This window comes from Flavobacterium algoris, from assembly GCF_048158525.1.
GTDB classification, from domain to species: Bacteria; Bacteroidota; Bacteroidia; order Flavobacteriales; family Flavobacteriaceae; genus Flavobacterium; species Flavobacterium algoris.
In genome coordinates, this window is record NZ_JBLNKT010000002.1 from 65,844 (window position 1) to 87,740 (window position 21,897).

Annotated in this window: 17 protein-coding genes and 2 tRNA genes; 13 read left to right on the forward strand and 6 right to left on the reverse strand. The window is 32.7% G+C overall.

The window, feature by feature from the left end:
* Positions 1-13: 13 nt before the first annotated feature.
* From ACM55I_RS01310 to ACM55I_RS01320, 3 genes are read right to left on the reverse strand one after another with little or no spacing between them, the layout of a single operon-like run.
* A complete protein-coding gene (locus ACM55I_RS01310; protein WP_416844988.1) occupies positions 14-766 on the reverse strand; it encodes a peptidase associated/transthyretin-like domain-containing protein in 753 nt (250 codons plus the stop codon).
* On the reverse strand, positions 756-1,484 hold the full coding sequence (locus ACM55I_RS01315) for a carboxypeptidase-like regulatory domain-containing protein (protein ID WP_416844989.1): 729 nt from the start codon (positions 1,482-1,484) through the stop codon (positions 756-758). The genes ACM55I_RS01310 and ACM55I_RS01315 overlap by 11 nt, the downstream gene beginning before the upstream one ends.
* Positions 1,471-2,238, reverse strand: a complete 768-nt coding sequence (locus tag ACM55I_RS01320; protein WP_416844990.1) for a hypothetical protein — start codon at positions 2,236-2,238, stop codon at positions 1,471-1,473. The genes ACM55I_RS01315 and ACM55I_RS01320 overlap by 14 nt, the downstream gene beginning before the upstream one ends.
* Before the next feature lie 168 nt (positions 2,239-2,406).
* On the opposite strand from ACM55I_RS01320, the gene pepE reads away from it, so the two are divergent.
* Positions 2,407-3,114, forward strand: a complete 708-nt coding sequence (gene pepE / locus ACM55I_RS01325; protein WP_416844991.1) for a dipeptidase PepE — start codon at positions 2,407-2,409, stop codon at positions 3,112-3,114.
* Between the two features lie 59 nt (positions 3,115-3,173).
* Here pepE and ACM55I_RS01330 read toward each other — a convergent pair.
* Positions 3,174-3,246: transfer RNA gene (locus tag ACM55I_RS01330), tRNA-Gly, on the reverse strand.
* Between the two features lie 48 nt (positions 3,247-3,294).
* A tRNA-Gly gene (locus tag ACM55I_RS01335) sits at positions 3,295-3,367 on the reverse strand.
* A gap of 486 nt (positions 3,368-3,853) precedes the next feature.
* Here ACM55I_RS01335 and ACM55I_RS01340 point away from each other — a divergent pair.
* Positions 3,854-5,362 carry a L,D-transpeptidase family protein gene (locus tag ACM55I_RS01340; protein ID WP_416844992.1) on the forward strand — a complete coding sequence of 503 codons (1,509 nt, stop codon included), beginning with the start codon at positions 3,854-3,856 and terminating at the stop codon, positions 5,360-5,362.
* On the opposite strand, the gene ACM55I_RS01345 is transcribed toward ACM55I_RS01340, so the two are convergent.
* Complete coding sequence (locus tag ACM55I_RS01345) at positions 5,351-6,073, reverse strand: murein L,D-transpeptidase catalytic domain family protein (RefSeq protein WP_416844993.1); 723 nt, start codon at positions 6,071-6,073, stop codon at positions 5,351-5,353. The two genes, ACM55I_RS01340 and ACM55I_RS01345, sit on opposite strands and share 12 nt — an antisense overlap.
* A 188-nt stretch (positions 6,074-6,261) precedes the next feature.
* On the opposite strand from ACM55I_RS01345, the gene ACM55I_RS01350 reads away from it, so the two are divergent.
* From ACM55I_RS01350 to apaG, 11 genes are all read left to right on the forward strand, one after another.
* On the forward strand, positions 6,262-8,655 hold the full coding sequence (locus ACM55I_RS01350) for a DUF5916 domain-containing protein (RefSeq protein ID WP_416844994.1): 2,394 nt from the start codon (positions 6,262-6,264) through the stop codon (positions 8,653-8,655).
* A gap of 183 nt (positions 8,656-8,838) precedes the next feature.
* The gene (locus tag ACM55I_RS01355) at positions 8,839-11,256 is read left to right on the forward strand and encodes a DUF5916 domain-containing protein (RefSeq protein WP_416844995.1); all 2,418 of its coding nucleotides are present in this window, start codon (positions 8,839-8,841) and stop codon (positions 11,254-11,256) included.
* 141 nt (positions 11,257-11,397) lie between these two features.
* On the forward strand, positions 11,398-12,915 hold the full coding sequence (gpmI, locus tag ACM55I_RS01360) for a 2,3-bisphosphoglycerate-independent phosphoglycerate mutase (RefSeq protein WP_416844996.1): 1,518 nt from the start codon (positions 11,398-11,400) through the stop codon (positions 12,913-12,915).
* A gap of 118 nt (positions 12,916-13,033) precedes the next feature.
* Positions 13,034-13,705: a TetR/AcrR family transcriptional regulator gene (locus ACM55I_RS01365; RefSeq protein ID WP_416844997.1), complete on the forward strand. Its 672-nt coding sequence runs from the start codon at positions 13,034-13,036 to the stop codon at positions 13,703-13,705.
* A 32-nt stretch (positions 13,706-13,737) separates the two neighbouring features.
* The gene (locus ACM55I_RS01370) at positions 13,738-15,399 is read left to right on the forward strand and encodes a peptidase domain-containing ABC transporter (protein WP_416844998.1); all 1,662 of its coding nucleotides are present in this window, start codon (positions 13,738-13,740) and stop codon (positions 15,397-15,399) included.
* Positions 15,400-15,401: 2 nt separating this feature from the next.
* Positions 15,402-16,748 (forward strand): HlyD family secretion protein, encoded by a 1,347-nt coding sequence (locus ACM55I_RS01375; RefSeq protein ID WP_416844999.1) that lies wholly within the window; start codon positions 15,402-15,404, stop codon positions 16,746-16,748.
* On the forward strand, positions 16,748-18,136 hold the full coding sequence (locus ACM55I_RS01380) for a TolC family protein (protein ID WP_416845000.1): 1,389 nt from the start codon (positions 16,748-16,750) through the stop codon (positions 18,134-18,136). The genes ACM55I_RS01375 and ACM55I_RS01380 overlap by 1 nt, the downstream gene beginning before the upstream one ends.
* Before the next feature lie 44 nt (positions 18,137-18,180).
* Positions 18,181-18,999, forward strand: coding sequence for a type I methionyl aminopeptidase (gene map, locus ACM55I_RS01385; protein ID WP_416845001.1), 819 nt, complete (start codon positions 18,181-18,183; stop codon positions 18,997-18,999).
* Positions 19,000-19,146: 147 nt separating this feature from the next.
* A complete protein-coding gene (locus tag ACM55I_RS01390; protein WP_416845002.1) occupies positions 19,147-19,917 on the forward strand; it encodes a class I SAM-dependent methyltransferase in 771 nt (256 codons plus the stop codon).
* A gap of 92 nt (positions 19,918-20,009) precedes the next feature.
* Positions 20,010-21,263 carry a type IX secretion system plug protein gene (locus ACM55I_RS01395; protein WP_416845003.1) on the forward strand — a complete coding sequence of 418 codons (1,254 nt, stop codon included), beginning with the start codon at positions 20,010-20,012 and terminating at the stop codon, positions 21,261-21,263.
* A gap of 81 nt (positions 21,264-21,344) precedes the next feature.
* Entirely contained in the window at positions 21,345-21,731 is a 387-nt protein-coding gene (gene apaG, locus ACM55I_RS01400) for a Co2+/Mg2+ efflux protein ApaG (protein ID WP_416845004.1), read from the forward strand.
* Positions 21,732-21,897 lie beyond the last annotated feature (166 nt).

A 21,897-nucleotide genomic window follows, 5' to 3' on the forward strand; every position in this document is an offset into this window, starting at 1 on the left:
AATCATGGCAATTTCATTTTTCAAAAGTAGTAATTCTTTTAAACTCTTTATTTTTTGTTACCAAGAAATCCATCAATTGAAATTCATTATCTGATTTCATAAATAGCTTTGATTTAGGATCATTTTCACAAAAAATAAGAAAGAGACCTATTTCATCATCATTTAACTTCAATGTGTTTGTAAAAAAGGAATAGCCAACTTTATTCATTGTAAGTTCCGTAAAACTTTTATCGGCAGTAAAGTCGGTTTTTTCAGGATTATTTTTTCTCAAAGCCTTTAAGACATCTTTATAAACTCGAACAAAGTTTACTCCGTTTTCAATACTTCCATCGGGTGGCATCGTTCTGTTTTTTGGAGATGATTTTGCATCGTCAAAATACGGCTTATCCACAATTGCCTGCGAGCCTCCTGAAATTGGGGTAATTTTTTTATTTCCAGAAACTACCACTTCAGGTAATTGATTAACAAAAGCAATCAGTTTCACTCTCAGTAATACAGTTGATATATCTTTCCCAGTAAGCACTACTTTTCTGGATTTAAAAGCTATACCCGAAAAAACTAAGGTGTCTTTGGCTTTTGCCAAAATACTAAAATATCCTTGTTGGTTTATAACCGTTCCTGTCTTAGAATTCACATTAAAAACAATCCCATTTTCTAACTTAATCGAATCATTTACGACTTGACCATACAACGTTTTTCTTGTCAATTGGCTAAAACAAAATTGACAACACAAACACAAAACCAATATTATGATTTTATTTTTCATTTGTAATGATTTTAGCATAGTTTTCAGACAATCCAACAATCAGAAACATAATCAACGTTTTATTTTTAGATTTTAATGCTGCCGCAAAACCAGTATCTTCAACGCAATAATATTGAAACCCCTTGATATAATCAGTTGGTATTTTCAAAGTTTCAGAATAATATTTATCATCAAAAATTGGAACAAGTCGGTTTAAGGATTGTTCTTTCCCCTCAACTAGTATCTCTTTTTTAAGCATCGCCTTACGACCTGAAATTGTGTTTAGTAAACCATCAATCCCACCACCGGAAGTTGCAGTATATAATTTCCGCTCTGCTGGTGTATATTTTTTTTGACCATAAGGGATAATTCCTAAATTTTCAGCCGTTATTTGTGGATTTTCATTAACAATAACTTCCTTCAGCTCAATGCTTTTGGGAGTCAATTGGATCTTAAGAATATCCTGCATTAAATCCTGTTTACTTATTCTCTTATGTAAAGTTACAAGATTTACTGCAGAAAAAATCAAAATATCCCCTTCTTTTACAAATAGTAAAAAAGAGCCATTCTTATCAGTTGTGGTTGCTTTTTGAGTTGACGAATTGACGATATTTATTCCTTCAACTGCAATTGTATCTGCACTAATTTTCCCTCGAATTTCTTTGTCAAAAGTAACTTGTCCAAAAGCAATAGTAGTGATAAAAAATAAAAAAAGCAGTAACGTATTATTTATTTTCACTGGCTATTATTTCGTTATATTTTGTGGCTAATTCGCCCAATAAAAATTCAATGGTGGTTTTATTTTTTGTGTCCAAAATTCTGGTGAATTTAATATTTTCAACTGCAAAATATTCAAATCCTTTTACATATTCAGAAGGAATTTTCAATTTATTTACAAAATGGTCAATATCAAATAGATTTTCCAATTGCTTTAAATAAAACTCTTTTTTCTCTACTTCCAATTGCTTTTTGAGCATGCGTGTTCTACCGGAAAGAAAATTAAGTAACGGATCAGCTGAAATTGAACCTCCAGCCATTCCTGACAAACTTGCTGATGCATTAAGATCAGTGGCGGTATATAATTTACGTTCTGCTTCTGTATAAGATTTCTGCCCTTTTGGAATTATACCAAGAGAAACGGCATTGATATTATCAAACCCCCTTCTAACGATAACCTCTTTTAATTGATTCATTATAGGCTCCATTTTAACAAAAAACAATTCATTTTCAAAAATTTTTTGCGTTAAAGCTACCCGAACCCCTTTGAACTGCATAGCAGAAAACAACAGCGTATCCCCTGGAACAGCTGCTATTGAAAAATAACCACCTTTTTCAGTAATTGCTGCTTTTTCAGTTTTTAAATTTATAATATAAATCCCTTCCAGATCTGACATGTCAGCAATAACTTTTCCCTTCAATTTTACCGAAACGGGTTCTTGAGCAAAAGCTTTAGAAGCAACTAAAATAAAAAAAAGGCAAACAACTCTACTCATCAGATGACAATCAAATTTCGATTATTGGTACATTGTAAAAGTATCTTACTCTCTTCAAAATTAATTACTAATGACTTGGTAAAAATATGTTAATTAAAAAACGCAAAACATAACATTAAAATAGACAATTTTATACCTTTAACGCTTACTATTTCAAAATAAAACACAATGAAAAACATAATTATCGCCAGTACATCTATCCTTCATGGTGGAGATTATTTAGACTATTTATTACCTCGATTAAGCTTGCATTTTCTAAATTGCAAAACCATACTTTTTATTCCCTATGCCCGTTCTGGAGGCATTTCGCATGAGGAATACACTTCAAAAGTCGCTTTGGCTTTTGCCAAAATAAACAAAACCGTAAAAGGAATTCATGAATTTGAAGATGCAGCAGAAGCTATTCAAAATGCAGAAGGAATTTTTACCGGAGGCGGTAATACTTTTTTACTGGTTTCACAATTGTATAAAAACAAAATCATGACTATTCTTGCAGATACCGTAAAAAAAGGAACTCCTTATTTAGGGACAAGCGCCGGAAGTAACATATGCGGTCTAACGTTGCAAACCACTAATGATATGCCTATTATTTACCCCCCGAGTTTCCAAACATTGGGATTGATTCCTTTTAATTTGAATCCACATTATTTAGATGCTGATAAGCAATCGACACATATGGGTGAAACGCGCGAAACACGAATCAAAGAATTTCATGCATTTAATACCATTCCTGTTTTAGGATTACGAGAAGGGAGCTGGTTAGAGGTTCTAGGCGAAAAAATAATCTTAAGGGGAAATTTGTCTGCGAGACTTTTTAGGCAAAACAAAATAGCAGAAGAATTAGAAAGCGGAAGCGATTTGAGCGCTCTAAAATAATTCAGAAACGAATTTATACTAAATAAAAAAGCCGAAACAATTAAGTTTCGGCTTTAAAGAGCGAAAGACGAGGCTCGAACTCGCGACAACCAGCTTGGAAGGCTGGAGCTCTACCAACTGAGCTACTTTCGCATGACAAAATTTAAATAAAAAACCTCAAACCAAAATTTGAGGTTTTAGAGCGAAAGACGAGGCTCGAACTCGCGACAACCAGCTTGGAAGGCTGGAGCTCTACCAACTGAGCTACTTTCGCATTAACAACGGTGCAAATATAAATAATAATTCTGCTTCAATGCAAGTTTTTTTTCTGAAAAATCACAAACTACTCCCCACAATCTTTTTTAATAAAGCCGATATAAATCATAAAGAATTTAATATGAAAATATTATACCTTTATTAGGCTAAAAAAAAAGAATCTAAAACATCAAATAAATCTCTGCATTGCAGACATTTTCGGTGAGATATCCTTTACTCAGAGCTCATAAATCGATAGATTGTTGTCATTTCGACGGTAACAATGTAGAGACTACTGCTCATTTTGGTTTGTTTAACAGAAAAGAAGCAATTGTTTCTATGAGAAAATGGGCTGCCAAATAAAAGGATTGCTTTACAAATAATTAAGGAGTTGGAGAACACTTTATCATGTTTAAAAAAATGGATGATGAATAAGCTATTTCTAATATTATTGCTGTACTCAGTCATAAGTTGTAAAAAGGAAGAACTGAAAAGCGAGGTAATCTTGAAAAAAGAGATTCGAAATTCCTATGTTATCCCTGAAGGTAAATCAATTAGAATTGACACTACTCTATTATCCTCTTTTAAGGATAAAACACTTTTCAATTTTTATAAATCTACTGAATATAAAACTGTTTGGCAATCTGACGAAAAGAGAAAAATAATTTTAGAAAAACTTCTTAAATCTGATGAAGAAGGATTAAATCCAGAGGATTATAAAGTAAAAAAACTACTTGAATTCGAAAAAAAATCAGCAACTCTAGATACTGTAGATTTAGCAAAATATGATGTTTTACTAACTTCCAGTCTTGAAAAATACATTTCACATCTAACAAATGGGACATTAAATCCAAGAAAACTATATAAAAACTGGGATTTAAAAGAAAACTATATTGATTTAAACGAAACTGTCACTCAATTATTAAAAAGCGATTCATTGACCTATAAAATAGAACAATTAAAACCCAGTCATATTGTTTATAAAAGATTAAAAAAGGCGCTTAAACTGATTCAAAGTTTTCCTAAATACAATTTCAAAAATTTAAAAATTACCGGGAGAATTTCTCCAAATGATACTAATACTTCTATAATTGACATCAAAAAAAGATTAATTTATTGGAAAGATTTACAGCCAAAGGACACTTTGACACCAGTTTATGATCCAGAAATGGTAATTGCAGTAAAAAAGTTTCAAGCCCGTCATGGCTTAGCTACTGATGTAATTATTCATGACGCGACAATTGCTTCTCTAAATTTTTCAAAAGAACAACGCATCCATCAAATTATTGTCAATCTAGAGCGCTGGAAATGGTATCCAAAAGAAATGGGAAAAGAATACGTAATCATTAACATTCCCGATTACAGATTGACTTTAGTTAAAGATAAAGATACTTTGAGAACCCACAGAGTAATTGTGGGAAGAACTAAAAGAAAAACTCCAATCCTAAGCTCCAAATTAATTCAGGTAGTTTTTAATCCAACATGGACGGTTCCACCAACTATTTTAAGAGAAGATGTAATTCCTGCAATTTTAAAAAGCAGAAGCTATTTAACAACTTCAAACATTAAGGTATATGATAGTGACGGAAGAATAGTAAGTCCTTATGAATGGCAATTATCTCAAGCAAAAAGTTACCGCTATATACAAACTCCGGGAACTTTTAATTCTCTGGGTATGGTGAAAATTATTTTTCCAAATCGTTTCTCTGTTTATTTACACGATACAAATCACAGGGATTATTTTGATAAAATTGATCGCTCGTTGAGCTCAGGTTGCGTTAGGGTTGATAATCCGCTTGAATTAACGGAATATTTACTGAATGACCCCGTTAATTGGAACTTAGAAAAAATCACAACTACATTACAAAACGAAAAAACAAAATTTGTAAAAATAAAAAAAGATGTTTTCTTTCATTTATTGTATTGGACTGCTTGGAGTGACAATAATAAATTAATTTTTAGAGATGATATTTATAATCTTGACGTTGATTTATACAATAAATTAAGAAACTAATTCTGATTCCAATTTAAATGCTCTTGATGGATGATAAATAAAGAAACATGATTTGTCTTTTATTGCATTGATTATATCTTTAGACAATTCTACTGGCACTGCTGGGCAACCTTGACTTCTTCCTAATCTATGATTATTTTTAATAAATGAATTAGAAACATATTCAGCCGCATGCATAACCACGCCTCTTGCTCTTGCATTGTCATTAACTCCTTTTTCTAAACCATCTAATTTTAGTGACATTCCATGTTTACCGCTATAGATTTCACCAGTTGCATAAAAACCTAAACTGCTTTTATAGGATTCGGCTGAATTTGAAAAAGTAGAAGCAAATTCATCGCCCGTATTTCTCCCATGTGCAACAAGCGTATTGAACAAGATTTCACCCGTTGTCAGGTTAATCACCCAAAGTCTTTTGGTATTGGATGATAAACTAAAATCAACTAAAGTTAAAATATCTTTCTTAATTAATCCTTTTTCTTTCAATAAATAATACCCTTTTAAAGCTTCTGAAAAACCTTCAAATTTAGGTAAGGCAAATTCGTTGGAATGCAAATTATTATATGCCATTTCAATAGTAGCCTCCACACTAAATTTCACCGTTTTGGCATAAACTACTGATTTAATACTCTTTGGCTCAGAAAAACTTGTTTTGCTTGGAGTGAATGAAACCAGCATAAACAAAATAGCAGGAAATATCTTATAAATCATTGAATATCTTTAAGTTATAAATTAATTTGGGATTGCAAACGTACTCCAAAAAACAAGAATTAAAAAGTAATTAACAAAACTTTAGACCAGTATAACGGATGAAGTACTGAAAATATTGAGCAAAAAATCATAATAAAATCACTTTCTATGTTAATTTTGTTATTTTTGTTTAGATACAATACTAATTTATGTCCAAATTACATTTTACAGTCCTAATTATATTAATTTTCTATAGTTTCAATAGCTATGGCCAAAAAAAGATTCTTTTAACAAAATCTATTTCAGAAAACATCACCATTGACGGGAAAATTAATGAGGAAATTTGGAAAACAAGCTCGGTAGCTACCGACTTTGTCATGTTTGAACCTGATAATGGAAAACCAATAAGCACCGCTAAGAAAACGGATGTCAGAATACTTTATGACAACAATGCCATTTATATTGCTGCTACTTTATACGATGATGAACCCAATAAAATAAAAAGAGAAATTACAAAACGAGATGTTTTTGGAGTTTCAGACAACTTTTCAGTTAACATTAACGGATTTAATGACGGACAACAAGACTTTCGCTTTTTTGTAAGTTCAGCAGGAGTTCAAGCAGATTGTTTAGCAATAGAGGAAAGCGAAGATTTTACATGGGATGCTATATGGTACAGCAAAACAACAATAACTGATTATGGCTGGACAGTCGAAATGAAAATCCCTTATGCAGCTTTACGATTTTCGAATATCAAAAAACAAACTTGGGGTTTGAATTTTATGCGCGAAATAAAACGCGATAATCAAAAATACACTTGGAATCGTGTTGATACAAAAATTGGCGCTGTAATTCCGCAGGCAGGGATTCTTCAAGGAATTGAAAATATAAAAACCCCTACCCGACTTTTTTTCATCCCATATTCATCTGCTTATTACCAAGAAAATGATATCGCTTCGGGAACTACTTTTAAAGCTGGTTTAGATATAAAATACGGAATCAATGATTCCTTTACATTGGATGCTATCGTGGTCCCAGATTTTGGACAAACTAAATTTGACAATGCAATTTTAAACCTAGAACCTTTTGAACAAAAACTGGATGAAAACAGGCCTTTTTTTACAGAAGGAACTGATTTATTCAATAAAGGAGGTTTGTTTTATTCCAGAAGAATTGGTGGATCACCAATAACAGAACCAGTAATTGAAGCAAATGAAGAAATAACAAATTATCCTAACACCGTTAACTTACTTAATGCAGTAAAAGTTTCCGGAAGGACAGAAAAAGGTCTCGGAATTGGTTTTTTGAATGCTGTCACAAAAAAAACCTATGCTACTATTCATAATACTGATACGAATGAAACCAGAAAAGAAGTCATAGAACCACTTACCAATTATAATATATTGGTTTTAGACCAACGTTTTAATCAAAATTCATCGGTTTCGTTTGTAAATACAAATACAACCCGTAATAGCGGTTTTAGAGACGCTAATGTTTCAGCATTATTATTCGATTTAAACACAAAATCAAACACCTATAATTTATACGGAGATTTCAAATACAGTGCTATCAATACAGTTCAAGATTACGATGGCTTTAAAACATCATTAAACTTTGCAAAAACAAGTGGAAGGTATCGATACTTACTTTCTGGGAAATACATATCTAAAGATTATGATATAAATGACTTAGGAATTATTTTTTATACCAATTATCACAATGCATTCGCTAATGTCAGTTATAGGATTTTAAATCCAACTAAAACATTCAATACCTTCAAAGTCGAACAAGAATTAAATTTAGAACTGCAAAACACAACTGGAAAATTACAAGAAGGTTGGTACAAAACAGTAATTAAAGCTACATCTAAAAAAAATGATTATTTTGAATTTGCTTTAATAATAAATCCATTTGAAACGTTCGATTTTTATGAGCCACGTGCAAACGGCAGATACCTTCAAATCCCAAAAAGAATAGCATCTTATTTTGGAACCGAATTCAATAGTAACAATGCTTTTACTTTTGACTTCACTCCATCTTTCACATTATATGATCAAGAAGGAAGAATTACTTACGGACTCGCTGTAGGTCCAAAATACAGATTTAATGACAAATTTTCGCTTTCCTACATATTAGATTATACCCGCAAGACAAACGACAGAGGTTGGGTAGACCAAGATAACACGGGAATCATTTTTGCAGAGCGCAACAGAGAAATAGTACAGAATGACGTTACTGGTAAATATGCTATAAACAATAAAATGACGCTAAACTTGACGGCTCGTTATTACTGGTCCTATTCTCAAAATCATCAATTTCTAACTTTAGAGGACAATGGTTATTTAGTTCAAAATAATGCTTATTCATTAAATAAAAACAGAAATTTTAATTCCTGGAATTTTGATTTATCGTATTCCTGGTGGTTTGCTCCAGGTAGTGAAATCTCTATTTTATACCGCAACTATGCACTCGAAAGTACTCGAACCGTTCAAAAAGATTTATCCACTAATTTCAAAAATGTTTTTGACAGTAACCTGACTACAATTTTTTCCATTAGCCTTCGTTACTTTATTGATTACAATGTTGTAAAAAGTAAATTTTAACCCAAAAAGAAAGCTTCATAAAATGAGATTGAAAAACACTTCGTTTTCAATCTCATTTTTTTATGCAATAAAAAGTAACTTAATTTTTTATTAAAAAAACTGTAACAAATTCTTAAAAGTACAGTCTATTATTCTAATTCGATTAAAAGAATCCCAACAATCATCAAAATCAATCAAAATTAAATGAGAAAATTACTCCTTATAATCACGCTTCTTTTTTCCCTTCTTGGCTACAGCCAAAAAAAAATATTACAAACTAAATTCATCACTGAAAACATAACTATTGATGGGAAATTAGATGAAAATGTTTGGAAATCAGTTCCTGTGGCTAAAGACTTTATCATGTTTGAACCAGACAATGGCAAACCTATTGCAGAAAATAAAAAAACCGAGATAAAAGTTTTATATGACAATGACGCCATATATGTTGCCGCATTAATGTACGATAATGAACCTAATAAAATATTGAAAGAAATCTCACAAAGAGATAATTTTGGTGCTTCTGATATTTTTGGAGTTTTTGTAAACGGTTATAATGACGGGCAACAAGATTTTCGCTTTATAGTTTCCGCATCGGATGGACAAGCTGATTGTATAGGAACCGATACAAATGGAGAAGATTACTCTTGGGATGCAGTTTGGAAAAGTAAAGCAGTAATCACGGATTTTGGCTGGGTTGTTGAAATGCGAATTCCATATGCCGCGCTACGTTTTTCGGGTGAGAAAAAACAAACTTGGGGACTCAATTTTTTTAGAGAAATAAAACGGGACAAGCAAAAATACAGTTGGAATTTTATTGATTCAAAAATTGGGACTTTTACGCAACAAACTGGTGTTTTGGAAGGAATTGAAAATATAAAAACACCTACCCGACTGTTTCTTTTACCCTATTCTTCTTTTTATGTAAATGCAAATGCACAGCAAAAAACTACGGGTACACTTAAAGGTGGTTTAGATATAAAATATGGCATAAATGACGCATTTACACTTGATGCCATACTTATTCCTGATTTTGGCCAAACAAAATATGATGATCAAATTTTGAATTTAGGTCCTTTCGAACAACAATTTAATGAGAACAGACCTTTTTTCACAGAAGGAACAGATTTATTCAGCAAAGGAAACCTACTCTATTCCAGAAGAATTGGTGGAAGACCGTCAAATTATCCAACTATTGCGAGCAATGAAAAAATTATTGACAATCCATCAAGCATCAATCTTATCAATGCCTTAAAAGTATCCGGTAGAACAAAAAATGGGCTGGGGATAGGAATTTTAAATGCAGTTACTGAAAAAACATATGCAACGATTCAGAATAATGAGACCAACGAAAAAAGAAAAGAGTTAGTAGAACCGTTAACTAATTATAATGTATTGGTTTTAGATCAGCGCTTTCGCAAAAACTCCTCAGTTTCATTTATCAATACTAATGTTACCCGAAACGGAAGTTTTCGTGATGCAAATGTTTCAGCATTAGTCTGGGATTTAAACACTAAGAAAAACACCTATAATCTCTCTGGAAATTTCAAGTACAGCATCATAAACGATACTGAAGACAAGAAAGGGACTTTTACTTCATTAAACTTTGGAGAAACATCTGGAAAATACAGATACAGTCTTGGAACAGAAATAGTTTCTAAAAATTTCGACAGCAATGATTTAGGAATCAATTTTGAAACCAACTACTATGCTATTTATGGAAACACAAATTATAGGATATTAAATCCCACAAAATATTTCAACACTTTCATTGCGAATTTCAACATGTATACTCAATTTCAAAAAGAGACAGGAAAAATTCAAGGAAATAATATCAATGTAAATATAAATTCTAATAATAAACAAAATCATTATTTTGGATTAGGAATAAATGCAAATCCCATTGAATCCTATGATTATTATGAATCAAGAACAGAAAACAGACCTCTAATTTTCCCAAAAAGAATGGGAGGCTGGTTCTACTTTTCTTCTAATTACAATAATAAATTTGCAATAGACTTTAACCCTTCTTTTGCTATTTTAAGCGAACCTGGAAGAAATTCATATGGCTTTTTACTTGGTCCAAGATACCGCTTTAACGATAAATTTGCTTTAAATTACAGCTTCAACTTTTTTAGACAAAACAATAACAAAGGATATATAGATAGTATCAATGATGATTTAAATTCAGCAACGCCTAATACCATAATATTTGCTAATAGAAATGTAATTACCTATTCTAATACACTTACTGGAAAATACTCTATCAACAGCAAAATGACTTTTAATCTTTCTTTACGACAATATTGGTCCTTTGCCGAAAATAAAAACTTCCTCTCTCTGGAACAAAACGGAAGATTAAAAGATTATACGAATTTTACCGAAAACAGAAACTCAAGTTTTTATTCTTGGAACGCTGATTTATCCTATTCCTGGTGGTTTGCCCCTGGAAGTGAAGTCTCTATTTTATATAGAAATAATGCAGCCAATTTTCAGAGAGAAATCGACAAAGATTTTGGAAGAAACGTTACTACTTTATTAACCAATGATCAACTTAAGCATGTTTTTTCTATAAGTATTCGTTATTTCATAGATTATAACGCCGTAAAAAATAAATTTTAAGTTGCATTAATTTTAAAAAACTAAGGTTTCTGCAACAAAATTATCATTATTTGTTATTGTTATGTTACGAATGAATAATAGTGATTTCGATTGCTTCGAACATTTTTAGAAATGCTTTATCTTTGTTCAAAATATATTACAATGAACAAAAAAGTAATTCTTATGATTTTGGACGGTTGGGGAAAATCTCCTGACCCTAAGGTATCTGCAATTGATAATGCCAATGTACCATTTATAAATAGCCTTTATAAAAATTACCCTAGCGCACAACTTAGAACCGATGGTCTGAATGTAGGTTTGCCTGAAGGACAAATGGGAAACAGCGAAGTAGGACATATGAACCTTGGTGCTGGTCGAATAGTGTATCAGGATTTAGCCAAGATAAATCTTGCCGTAGCGCATAATACTTTGGCAAAAGAACAAGTATTGGTTGATGCTTTTACTTATGCTAAAGAAAACAATAAAAAAGTACACTTCTTAGGATTAGTTTCTGATGGTGGTGTTCACTCTCATACTTCTCATTTACGTGGTTTGATTGATGCCACACAACAATACGGATTGCAAAAAGTTTTCGTTCACGCCTTCACTGATGGTCGCGACGTTGATCCAAAATCAGGAAAAAATTATATTCAGGATTTAGAAGATTATATCGCAAATACTACCGTGCAACTAGCTTCTGTAATTGGACGTTATTATGCAATGGATCGTGATAAACGTTGGGAAAGAGTAAAACTAGCTTACGATTTATTAGTAAACGGAACAGGTACTCATACTAAAAATCCAGTTGCGTCGATGGTAGAAAGTTATGAAGCCAATGTAACCGATGAGTTTATTCATCCAATGATTGTAGTTGATGATAATGACAAACCCCTTGCTACTATTGAGGAAGATGACATCGTTATTTTCTTCAATTTCAGAACGGACAGAGGAAGAGAATTGACCGAAGCGCTTTCGCAACAGGATTTCCATGAGCAAAACATGCACAAATTGAATTTGTATTATGTAACGCTTACCAATTATGACGAAACGTATAAAAACGTAAAAGTCGTTTACAATAAAGATAACATTACTGAAACCCTGGGTGAAGTTTTGGAAAAAGCGCATAAAAAACAAATTCGTATTGCCGAAACGGAGAAATATCCTCACGTGACTTTCTTCTTTTCTGGTGGAAGAGAATTACCTTTTGCTGGCGAAACTCGCATCTTGAAAAACTCTCCAAAAGTAGCCACTTATGATTTGCAACCCGAAATGAGCGCATTTGAACTTACTGATGCTTTAGTTCCGGAACTTGAAAAAGAAGAAGTTGATTTTGTATGTCTTAATTTTGCCAATGGTGATATGGTAGGTCATACCGGAATTATGAGTGCTGCGATAAAAGCCTGTGAAGCCGTTGATAAATGTGTCGAAAAAGTAATTACAGCCGCATTAGCGCATAATTATACTACCATTGTCATTGCGGATCACGGAAACTGTGAAACGATGATAAATCCGGATGGAAGTCCTAATACTGCCCACACAACAAATCCAGTTCCAATCATTTTGGTAGACAAAGACTTGAAAGCGATCCACGATGGCGTTTTGGGCGATATTGCTCCAACTATTTTGGAATTAATGGGAATAGAGAAACCTGAAGTAATGACGTGTCATTCCTTACTATAAATAATTAAATATTTTTCTTAAAAGCTACTCCAGTCGAGTAGCTTTTTTTTTATAAATAAAAGTTAAAATCTCATTATTGATAGTAATACTATTATATTTGCATAAAATAATATCAATTGTGAATGTAATCTTATCCAATTTAAAAATACAAGTTAACGAAAAAATATACGTTAAGGATCCTGAAACTTCCGCTTTAGGTAAAAAAATCATAGAACAAAGTATCCTTTTAATAGACGAAATTGGATTCGACAATTTTACTTTTAAAAAATTAGGAGAGAAAATTGGATCAAACGAAAGCTCCATATACCGTTACTTTGAAAACAAACATAAACTATTGGTTTATTTATCCTCTTGGTACTGGAGCTGGATGGAATACAAACTGGTTTTTGCTACTACAAATATTTCGGATCCAAAGGAAAAACTAAAAAAAGCGATAACTATTGTAACTGAAAAAGTAATTGATGATAACAGTACAGAGCACATCAATGAAGCCGTTCTTAACAAAATCATTATCGCTGAGTTCACAAAAACACTACATATCAAGGAAGTTGATCAAGAAAACAATGAAGGTTTTTTCTTGATTTATAAAAGGGTAATCAATCGAATTGTAGGTATTGTAACAGAGGTAAACCCCGAATACCCTTATGCTAAATCGCTTATTTCTACAATAGTTGAAGGCAGTTTACACCAGCATTTTCTAAAAGAACATTTAAAAACCATCACCGATTGTAATGATTCCGTTAGTACTACAAATTTTTACTTGAATCTTGCAGAAAACGTTTTGAAATAGAACCATTAAAAAAAGAAAACACCAATACCATTATGACTCCTCTAAAACGTTTTTACAACTTACTTCACTTAGACAAAAAAGATGTCTCCCAAATAATTTTTTACGCCATATTTTCCGGATTGATCAGTTTATCGCTGCCTCTTGGAATTCAAGCAATCACCAACTTTATTCAATCAGGAAGAGTGAGTGCTTCGTGGATTGTATTGATTATTCTAGTCGTTTTTGGTGTCGCCTTAGTGGGAATTCTTTCTTTAATGCAGCTTCGAATTACGGAAAATTTACAACAAAAAATATTTGTTCGTTCCTCGTTTGATTTTGCTACGCGGTTGCCAAAAATAAAAACCGAAGAATTACACAACAGTTACCCTCCGGAGTTAGCCAATCGCTTTTTTGACACCATGACCATTCAAAAAGGAACTTCAAAATTATTGATTGATTTTTCCGCAGGTTTGTTGCAAATTGTTTTTGGTGTAATTTTATTGTCCTTGTATCATCCTTATTTTATTGTATTTGGTATTTTACTTTTCTTACTTTTATATTTCATCTTCCGATTTTCTTATAAATCAGGGTTAGAAACCAGTTTAAAAGAATCAAAATTCAAATACAAAGTAGCCAGCTGGCTACAAGAAATGGCGCGCAACAGCTTTAGTTTCAAAAACGAACTCAATTACGATTATGCACTTCAAAAAAACAATTCATTAGTAACCGATTATTTAAATTATCGGGAAAAACATTTTAATATCATCAAGAAACAGTTCACTCAGTTGATCTTATTCAAGATTATAGTTACTACTAGTTTATTGTCAATAGGAGGTTTTTTGGTATTATCGCAACAAATGAATATCGGGCAATTTGTAGCTGCAGAAATCATCATTTTATTGGTAATTAATTCGTTGGAAAAAATAATAATTGGACTTGAAACTTTCTATGATGTGTTAACTTCCATTGAAAAAATAGGGCAAGTAACAGACCTGGCATTAGAAGAAGACACTAGCTTTAAAAGTGATGTTTGCTATGCCAATATCTCCTTAGAAATTGAAAATCTTAGCTTCAAATTCCCTGATTATGATAAAAAAATACTGAATAATATTTCATTGAAAATAGCACAAGGAGAAAAAATAGTGATTGACGGGGAAAATAGTTCTGGAAAAACAACTCTAATTCGGATATTATCCGGTTTACTCCACCCCACTTCTGGTTCCTTTTATATCAATGACGATACATTTCGAAAAATAAACCTGAAACAATATCGATCTCAAATAGGAAGCATAATCTATGGAGAAAAACCCTTTGAAGGAACACTTTTGGAAAACATTACTTTCAATGATGCTTCGGTAAGTTCAGAAGATTTGAAATGGGCAATTGATGGGGTGCAACTTTCCTCTTTTATAAAACTTTATCCAAAGGGTTTAGAAAGAAGCATTTATCCCGAAGGACGACAGTTATCCTCTTCCAACGCTCAAAAAATACTGTTGGCAAGAAGTATTATCCATAAGCCAAAAATACTTTTTTATGAAGACCCGACCGATACTATGGATGAAAAAGTAGCCAATGAAATTATTGATTTTATTACTTCCGACAAGAACAAATGGACAATTATTGTGTCCTCTAAAAACCCGTATTGGAAAACCAAAACTAATCGAACGATTACGATGAAAAATGGTCTCATTCAACTTGATTTAAAAAATAATTAGCCATGCTAAACATATCCGATAATAAAATGAAACTGCCGTATCTTGATCGGTATTCAACTGTAAAAAATTTATCCAACAGACCTCATTATAAAATTTTAAACAGAATCATAGCCATTGTTTCCATAATTGGCTTTGTTGCCCTTTTCTTGCCTTGGACACAAAATATTTCTGGATCAGGAGCCGTAACGACTTTAAAACCAAGTCAAAGACCGCAATCTATTCAGAGTGTGATTTCTGGTCGAATAGAAAAATGGTACGTTCAAGAGGGTGATTTTGTTAATAAAGGAGACACGATTCTTTTCATATCAGAGACAAAAGAGGATTACATGGATCCCAATTTAGTAGGAAATACTAAAAAACAGATTGATGCCAAGAAACAATCTTTGCAATCGTATGGTTCAAAAGTAAGTACGCTTTCTGGTCAAATTAAGGCTATTGAAACCGAAAAAACGTTGAAACTGGAACAAGCACAAAATAAAATCAAACAATCTCTTTTAAAAATAAAAAGCGACAGTATGGATTTAGTTGCGGTAAAAACACAGCTCCGAATTGCAGACACGCAATACAACCGTTCCGCTCAGTTGAACAAAGAAGGTCTAAAACCATTAACTGATATTGAGGAAAAAAGATTGAAATTGCAAGAGGTAGAGGCTAAAATCATAACTCAGGAAAACAAATTCTTAACCAGTAAAAACGAGCTTATAAATGCAAAAGTCGAAATAAACCGAATTAGCGCAGAGTATGCTGAAAAAGTTTCTAAAGCCAGTAGTGATAAATTTACGGCACTCAGCAGTCAGTACGATACTGATGCGCAAGTTAACAAACTTGAAAACCAATATGTAAATTACAGCATCCGCAATGGCATGTATTATATAAAAGCATCCCAAAACGGCTACATAAATAGGGCTTTACAATCTGGTTTAGGCGAAACTATAAAAGAAGGAACCCCAATTGCTACCATTATGCCATCAGAATATGATATTGCTGTAGAAACTTTTGTAAACCCCATGGACTTACCGTTGTTGAACAAAGGGGAAAAAGTTCGGGTTTGGTTTGATGGATGGCCAACTATCGTATTTTCTGGATGGCCAGATATGTCTTATGGAACTTTTGGAGGAGAAATTGTAGCCATTGAAAACTTCATTAGCGAAAATGGAAAATACAGAGTCTTAATAACACCTGACAAAAACGAAGCCAATTGGCCTAAACAACTAAGCATAGGAGCGGGCGCACAAACTATTGCTTTATTGAATACTGTTCCCGTTTGGTTCGAATTATGGAGAACATTAAATGGTTTCCCACCTAACTATTACCAGCCGGCAACAAAAACAACCAAAGAAAAAAAATAATGAAACCACTCCTTTTCGCCTTTTTATTCTTTGCGTTTTCTGTTACAGCGCAACAAAACCCATCAAAAGAACTTTCGTATACGGAATTCTTGGGTTATGTAAAAAAATACCATCCGTTAGTTAAAAACGCTAATTTGGAAATAAATAAAGCACAAGCTAATTTGATGATGGCTCGTGGTGGATTTGATCCAAAAATAGAAGTTGATTTTAGCAAAAAACAATTCAAAGACAAAGAGTATTATTCTATTTTAAATAGCAGTTTCAAAATCCCAACATGGTATGGAATTGAGATTAAAGCGGGCTTTGACAACAGTGAAGGCGTTTATTTGAATCCCCAAAACACTGTCCCCAATCAAGGATTGACTTCGCTGGGAATAACCGTTCCGCTTGGACAAGGATTGTTTATAAATCAAAGAATGGCTGATGTGCGAAAAGCAAAGATACAAATGCAATTAAGCCAGTCCGAAAGAAAACTACAAGCGATCGCTGTTTTGTATGATGCCTCTTTAGCCTATTTCAATTGGAAGAAAAACTTTAATGAGGTTCAATTGTATCAAGAGTATAGCAGTAATGCACAAATTAGGTTCAAAGCAATTCAATCGTTGATTAAGCAAGGTGATAAACCGGCAATTGACAGTGTTGAAGCTGGAATTATTGTAAAAAACAGGCTGCTTAACTTGGAAGATTCAAACCTGAAATTAGCCAAAGCCAAGTTAGAACTGGCTAATTTTCTTTGGTTGGAAAATAACATTCCGCTGGAAATTTCCGATCTGATTATTCCTGAAACTCAATTGGAATTTACGATTCAGGAAAGTCTAAAAACGAATGATTTATTAAATACGGATTTTTCGATCACTAACCATCCAAAAATAAATGCGCTAGAAAGCAAAATTGATATACTGAATGTGGAAAGAAAACTAAAAGCCAACATGCTTTTACCAAAAATTGATGTAGGGTACTCCTATTTGTCCGAACCCAGTTATATTGACAATTATCAATTTCAGGATTATAAAATAGGATTGGATTTTTATTTCCCCTTGTTTCTAAGAAAAGAACGCGGTAGTTTGAAATTGGCAAAGTACAAGGTACAAGAAACCGAATTTACATTAGACTTAGAAAAAGTGCAACTAACGAATAAAATCAATGCTCAAAAAATGGAGATTGAATCGTTGCTTAAACAAAAGGCGTTAATCAAAGGTTTGGTACAGGATAATCTCACGATGCTCAATTCAGAGGAACGATTATTTTCGTTTGGTGAAAGTTCCCTGTTTTTAATCAATACCAGAGAGAATAATTTAGTTGTGGCACAACTTTCAAAAATAGCTTTGGAAAACCGTTTTTATATTTCAAATTCAGAGCTTTTTAAAATAATGGCTAATCCGGATTAAATAATTTATAAAATTGTACTTTTGCAAACTGAAAATTCGAAATTATGATTATAGTAAAATCACGTGAAGAAATAGAATTGATGCGAGAAAGTGCCTTGATCGTATCAAAAACATTAGGAATGATTGCTTCTGAAATAAAAGAAGGAGTCACCACTTTATATTTAGACAAACTAGCCGAGGAATTCATTCGTGATCATGGCGCCGAACCAAGTTTTCTTGGTTTGTATGGTTTTCCAAACTCACTTTGTATGAGTCCAAACGCGCAAGTAGTTCACGGAATTCCAAATAACAAACCCTTAGAAAGCGGTGATGTTATTTCGGTAGATTGTGGTGCTTATAAAAATGGATACCATGGCGATCATGCATATTCTTTTGAAATTGGCGAAGTAGCGCCAGAAACTAAAAAATTATTGCAAGTAACCAAAGAATCATTGTACGTAGGAATCCGAGAATTAAAATTAGGAAACCGCGTGGAAGATGTTGGAAATGCGATTCAAAGATATACTGAAGCACACGGTTATGGTGTCGTTCGTGAATTAGTAGGACATGGCGTAGGACAAAAAATGCACGAAGATCCGGAAATGCCTAATTATGGCAAAAAAGGAAGAGGAAAACTTTTTGTTGAAGGAATGGTTGTTGCCATTGAGCCCATGATCAATATGGGCACCAGAAACATCAAACAATTAAAAGACGGTTGGACAATCCTAACTGCCGATGGGAAACCAAGTGCGCACTTTGAGCATGATGTTGCGATTATAGATGGAAAACCGGAGATTTTATCGACTTTTGGATACATCTACAAAGCATTAGGAATTGTGAGTAATGAAGAAGATGAGTTTAGAAGAGAACCTTTAGTTCTATAAATTATTTACAGTCTAACAAGAAAGAATTAAAACCCAAATTACATGACCTTAAATCATTTATATTTTAACCTTTTTAGAAACATATAAATGATTTAAGGTCATATAAGAAAATCTAAAGTTGTAAAAGTGAATCTCTCTGAAACAAAAATGAAAAAACTCTTTAAACTTATACTCAATACCATTCCGCGTCCTTTACTTATTCGTTTAAGTTACGTGGCTCGTCCAGTTCTTGCATTAGCATTAAAAGGAAATACATTTACGGATCCTATTGATGGGAAAAGTTTCAAAATGTTTTTGCCTTATGGTTATGGAACACAAAGAAATAATGTGCTTTCACCAAGTACACTTTCATTGGAAAGACACCGTTTATTATGGTTGTATTTGAATGAGGAAACTGATTTTTTTACTTCTGTAGCAAAAAAGAAAGTCCTGCATTTTGCACCGGAACAAGCCTTTTATAAATTGTTTCGAAATCAAAAAAATCTGGATTATACCACAACCGATTTATTTTCGCCTTTAGCAGATGTAAAAGCGGATATTTGTAATTTGCCTTTCGAGGACAATCAATATGATGTTATTCTTTGCAATCACGTTTTGGAACACATTCCGGATGATACAAAAGCGATGCAGGAATTATATCGAGTTTTGAAACCAGGAGGAATGGCAATTTTACAAATCCCACAAGAGTTGTCCAGAGCCACTACATTTGCAGATGATACTATTACTGACCAGAAAGAACGGGCTAAAATCTTCGGACAATACGACCACGTTCGTATTTATGGACGAGATTATTTTGATAAATTAAGAAGTATTGGTTTTAAAGTAATCGAAGAAGATTACACCAATAAAATAGCCCCGGAATTGGTAGAAAAATATTGTTTGGCAAAAGGGGAAATTATTCCAGTTTGTTTTAAATAGATTTAAGACAGATAAAACAAAACTGCTCCATAATTGGCATTATAATAGTGTTGCTTAATTCCGTATATTTACATTTCAGCAATTCAAAACATATGCTTAAAGCCTTTTTTCAAAAAATAGTATTGCTTTTCATAATTACTTCGGCTACTGCTCAAGTAGAAAAAGAGGTTGCTCCACCTTATAATATTAAGACGATTTCTTTTGTGCAAAATGACCAAAATGTAATTCCAATTTTCAAATTAGGAGAAGGATTTCAGTTACAATTTGACGATCTTTTTGGTAATGAAGCTGATTATTATTATGAAATTACCCATTGCGATTATAATTGGAAACCAACAGACATCCCTAAAAGTGAGTATTTAAGAGGTTTTGACAACCAAAGAATTTCAGATTACTCCAATTCTTTCAATGCCTTACAACTCTATTCCCATTATAGACTGGCTATTCCAAATCAGTTTACACAATTATTAATCAGCGGTAATTACATTCTGAAAATTTTAAACAACAATAAAGAAGCCGTTTTCTCCAGAAAATTCATTCTCTATGAAGATGTTGTCACAATTCCTATTCAAATCAAGAGAGCCAGAACCGTTAGTAATTTGGAGTTTAAACACAACCTGGAGTTTACGATTAAATCCAGCACCCTTACTTTTCAAAATCCATTGAAAAATGTGAAAGTAGTTTTACTTCAAAATGGACAATTCAATGACGCGATTACAAATATTGTCCCTCAATACACGATTGGAAATGATTTGATTTATAAATACGATACGCAAACCCAATTTTGGGCAGGAAACGAGTTTTTATATTTTGAAAACAAAGACATTCGAGCTGCCAATAATAATGTAGCCCGCGTAGATTCTAATAATGAGATCTACAGTTCTTATTTATATACCAATAATGCACGAACGAATTTCCCCTATTCTCTAACACAAGATGTAAACGGGAATTTTGTTGTCAAGAACCTAAACGCGACCAACAATGAAATTGAAGCCGATTATGCCTGGGTGTATTTTAGTCTTTCGGCTCCTACTTTTAGAATGAATAAAGACATTTACATAAACGGCATGTTCAATAATTACAATCTGACACCCGAATATAAAATGGATTACAATGAAAAAAAGGGCCTTTATGAAAAAGCAGTTTTAATAAAACAAGGATTTACAAATTTTCAATACACAATTGCTGACAACAAAGGAATTATCGATCATGAAAATGCAATTGACGGAAATTTTTATCAAACAGAAAATGATTATTCCGTAATCGTATATTACCGCGAAAACACCGGCAGATATGATCGAGCCATCGGAAAAGGGACGGCTAATTCATTAAATATCATCAACTAAAAAAAAAAATTCTAAAAAGGACGCTACAAAATCAATTTTTTGTAAATTTGTCATTATTAAGCACCTATTCACTTATTTATCATGGTTTCTCAAATAACAAGAGGCATAAAGATATCCGTATTGACTAGTTTTGAAGGCACCTACTTCAAAAACTATAAGATTCACTTTGCCTTTAGTTATGAAATCACCATCGAAAACCATAGCAAAGATTCCGTACAATTAACCTGTCGTCATTGGGAAATTTTTGATTCTCTAAATGATGTTGAAGTGGTTGATGGAGAAGGTATCATTGGAAAAAAACCTGTTTTAAAACCAGGAGAATTCCACACTTACAGTTCCGGTTGTTTATTATCATCCCCTTATGGAGCAATGAAAGGGTATTTTAATATGATCAATTTTACTTCTACAAAAACTTTCAAAGTTATTGTGCCTACCTTTAGATTGTGTGCTCCATTCGCATTAAACTAAAATCATAAGCTTTATTATTACTAGGAGCTATTCCAGCTATTAATTACAAGTCCTCATAAAAACAGCATTTTTGCAAGCCTTCCATTGGTCGCTTTTTTAGAGCCGCAAAAAAAGCTTATTTTATTCCGGGCTTTTCATTTCTATCTGGGCTACAACACAAACGATC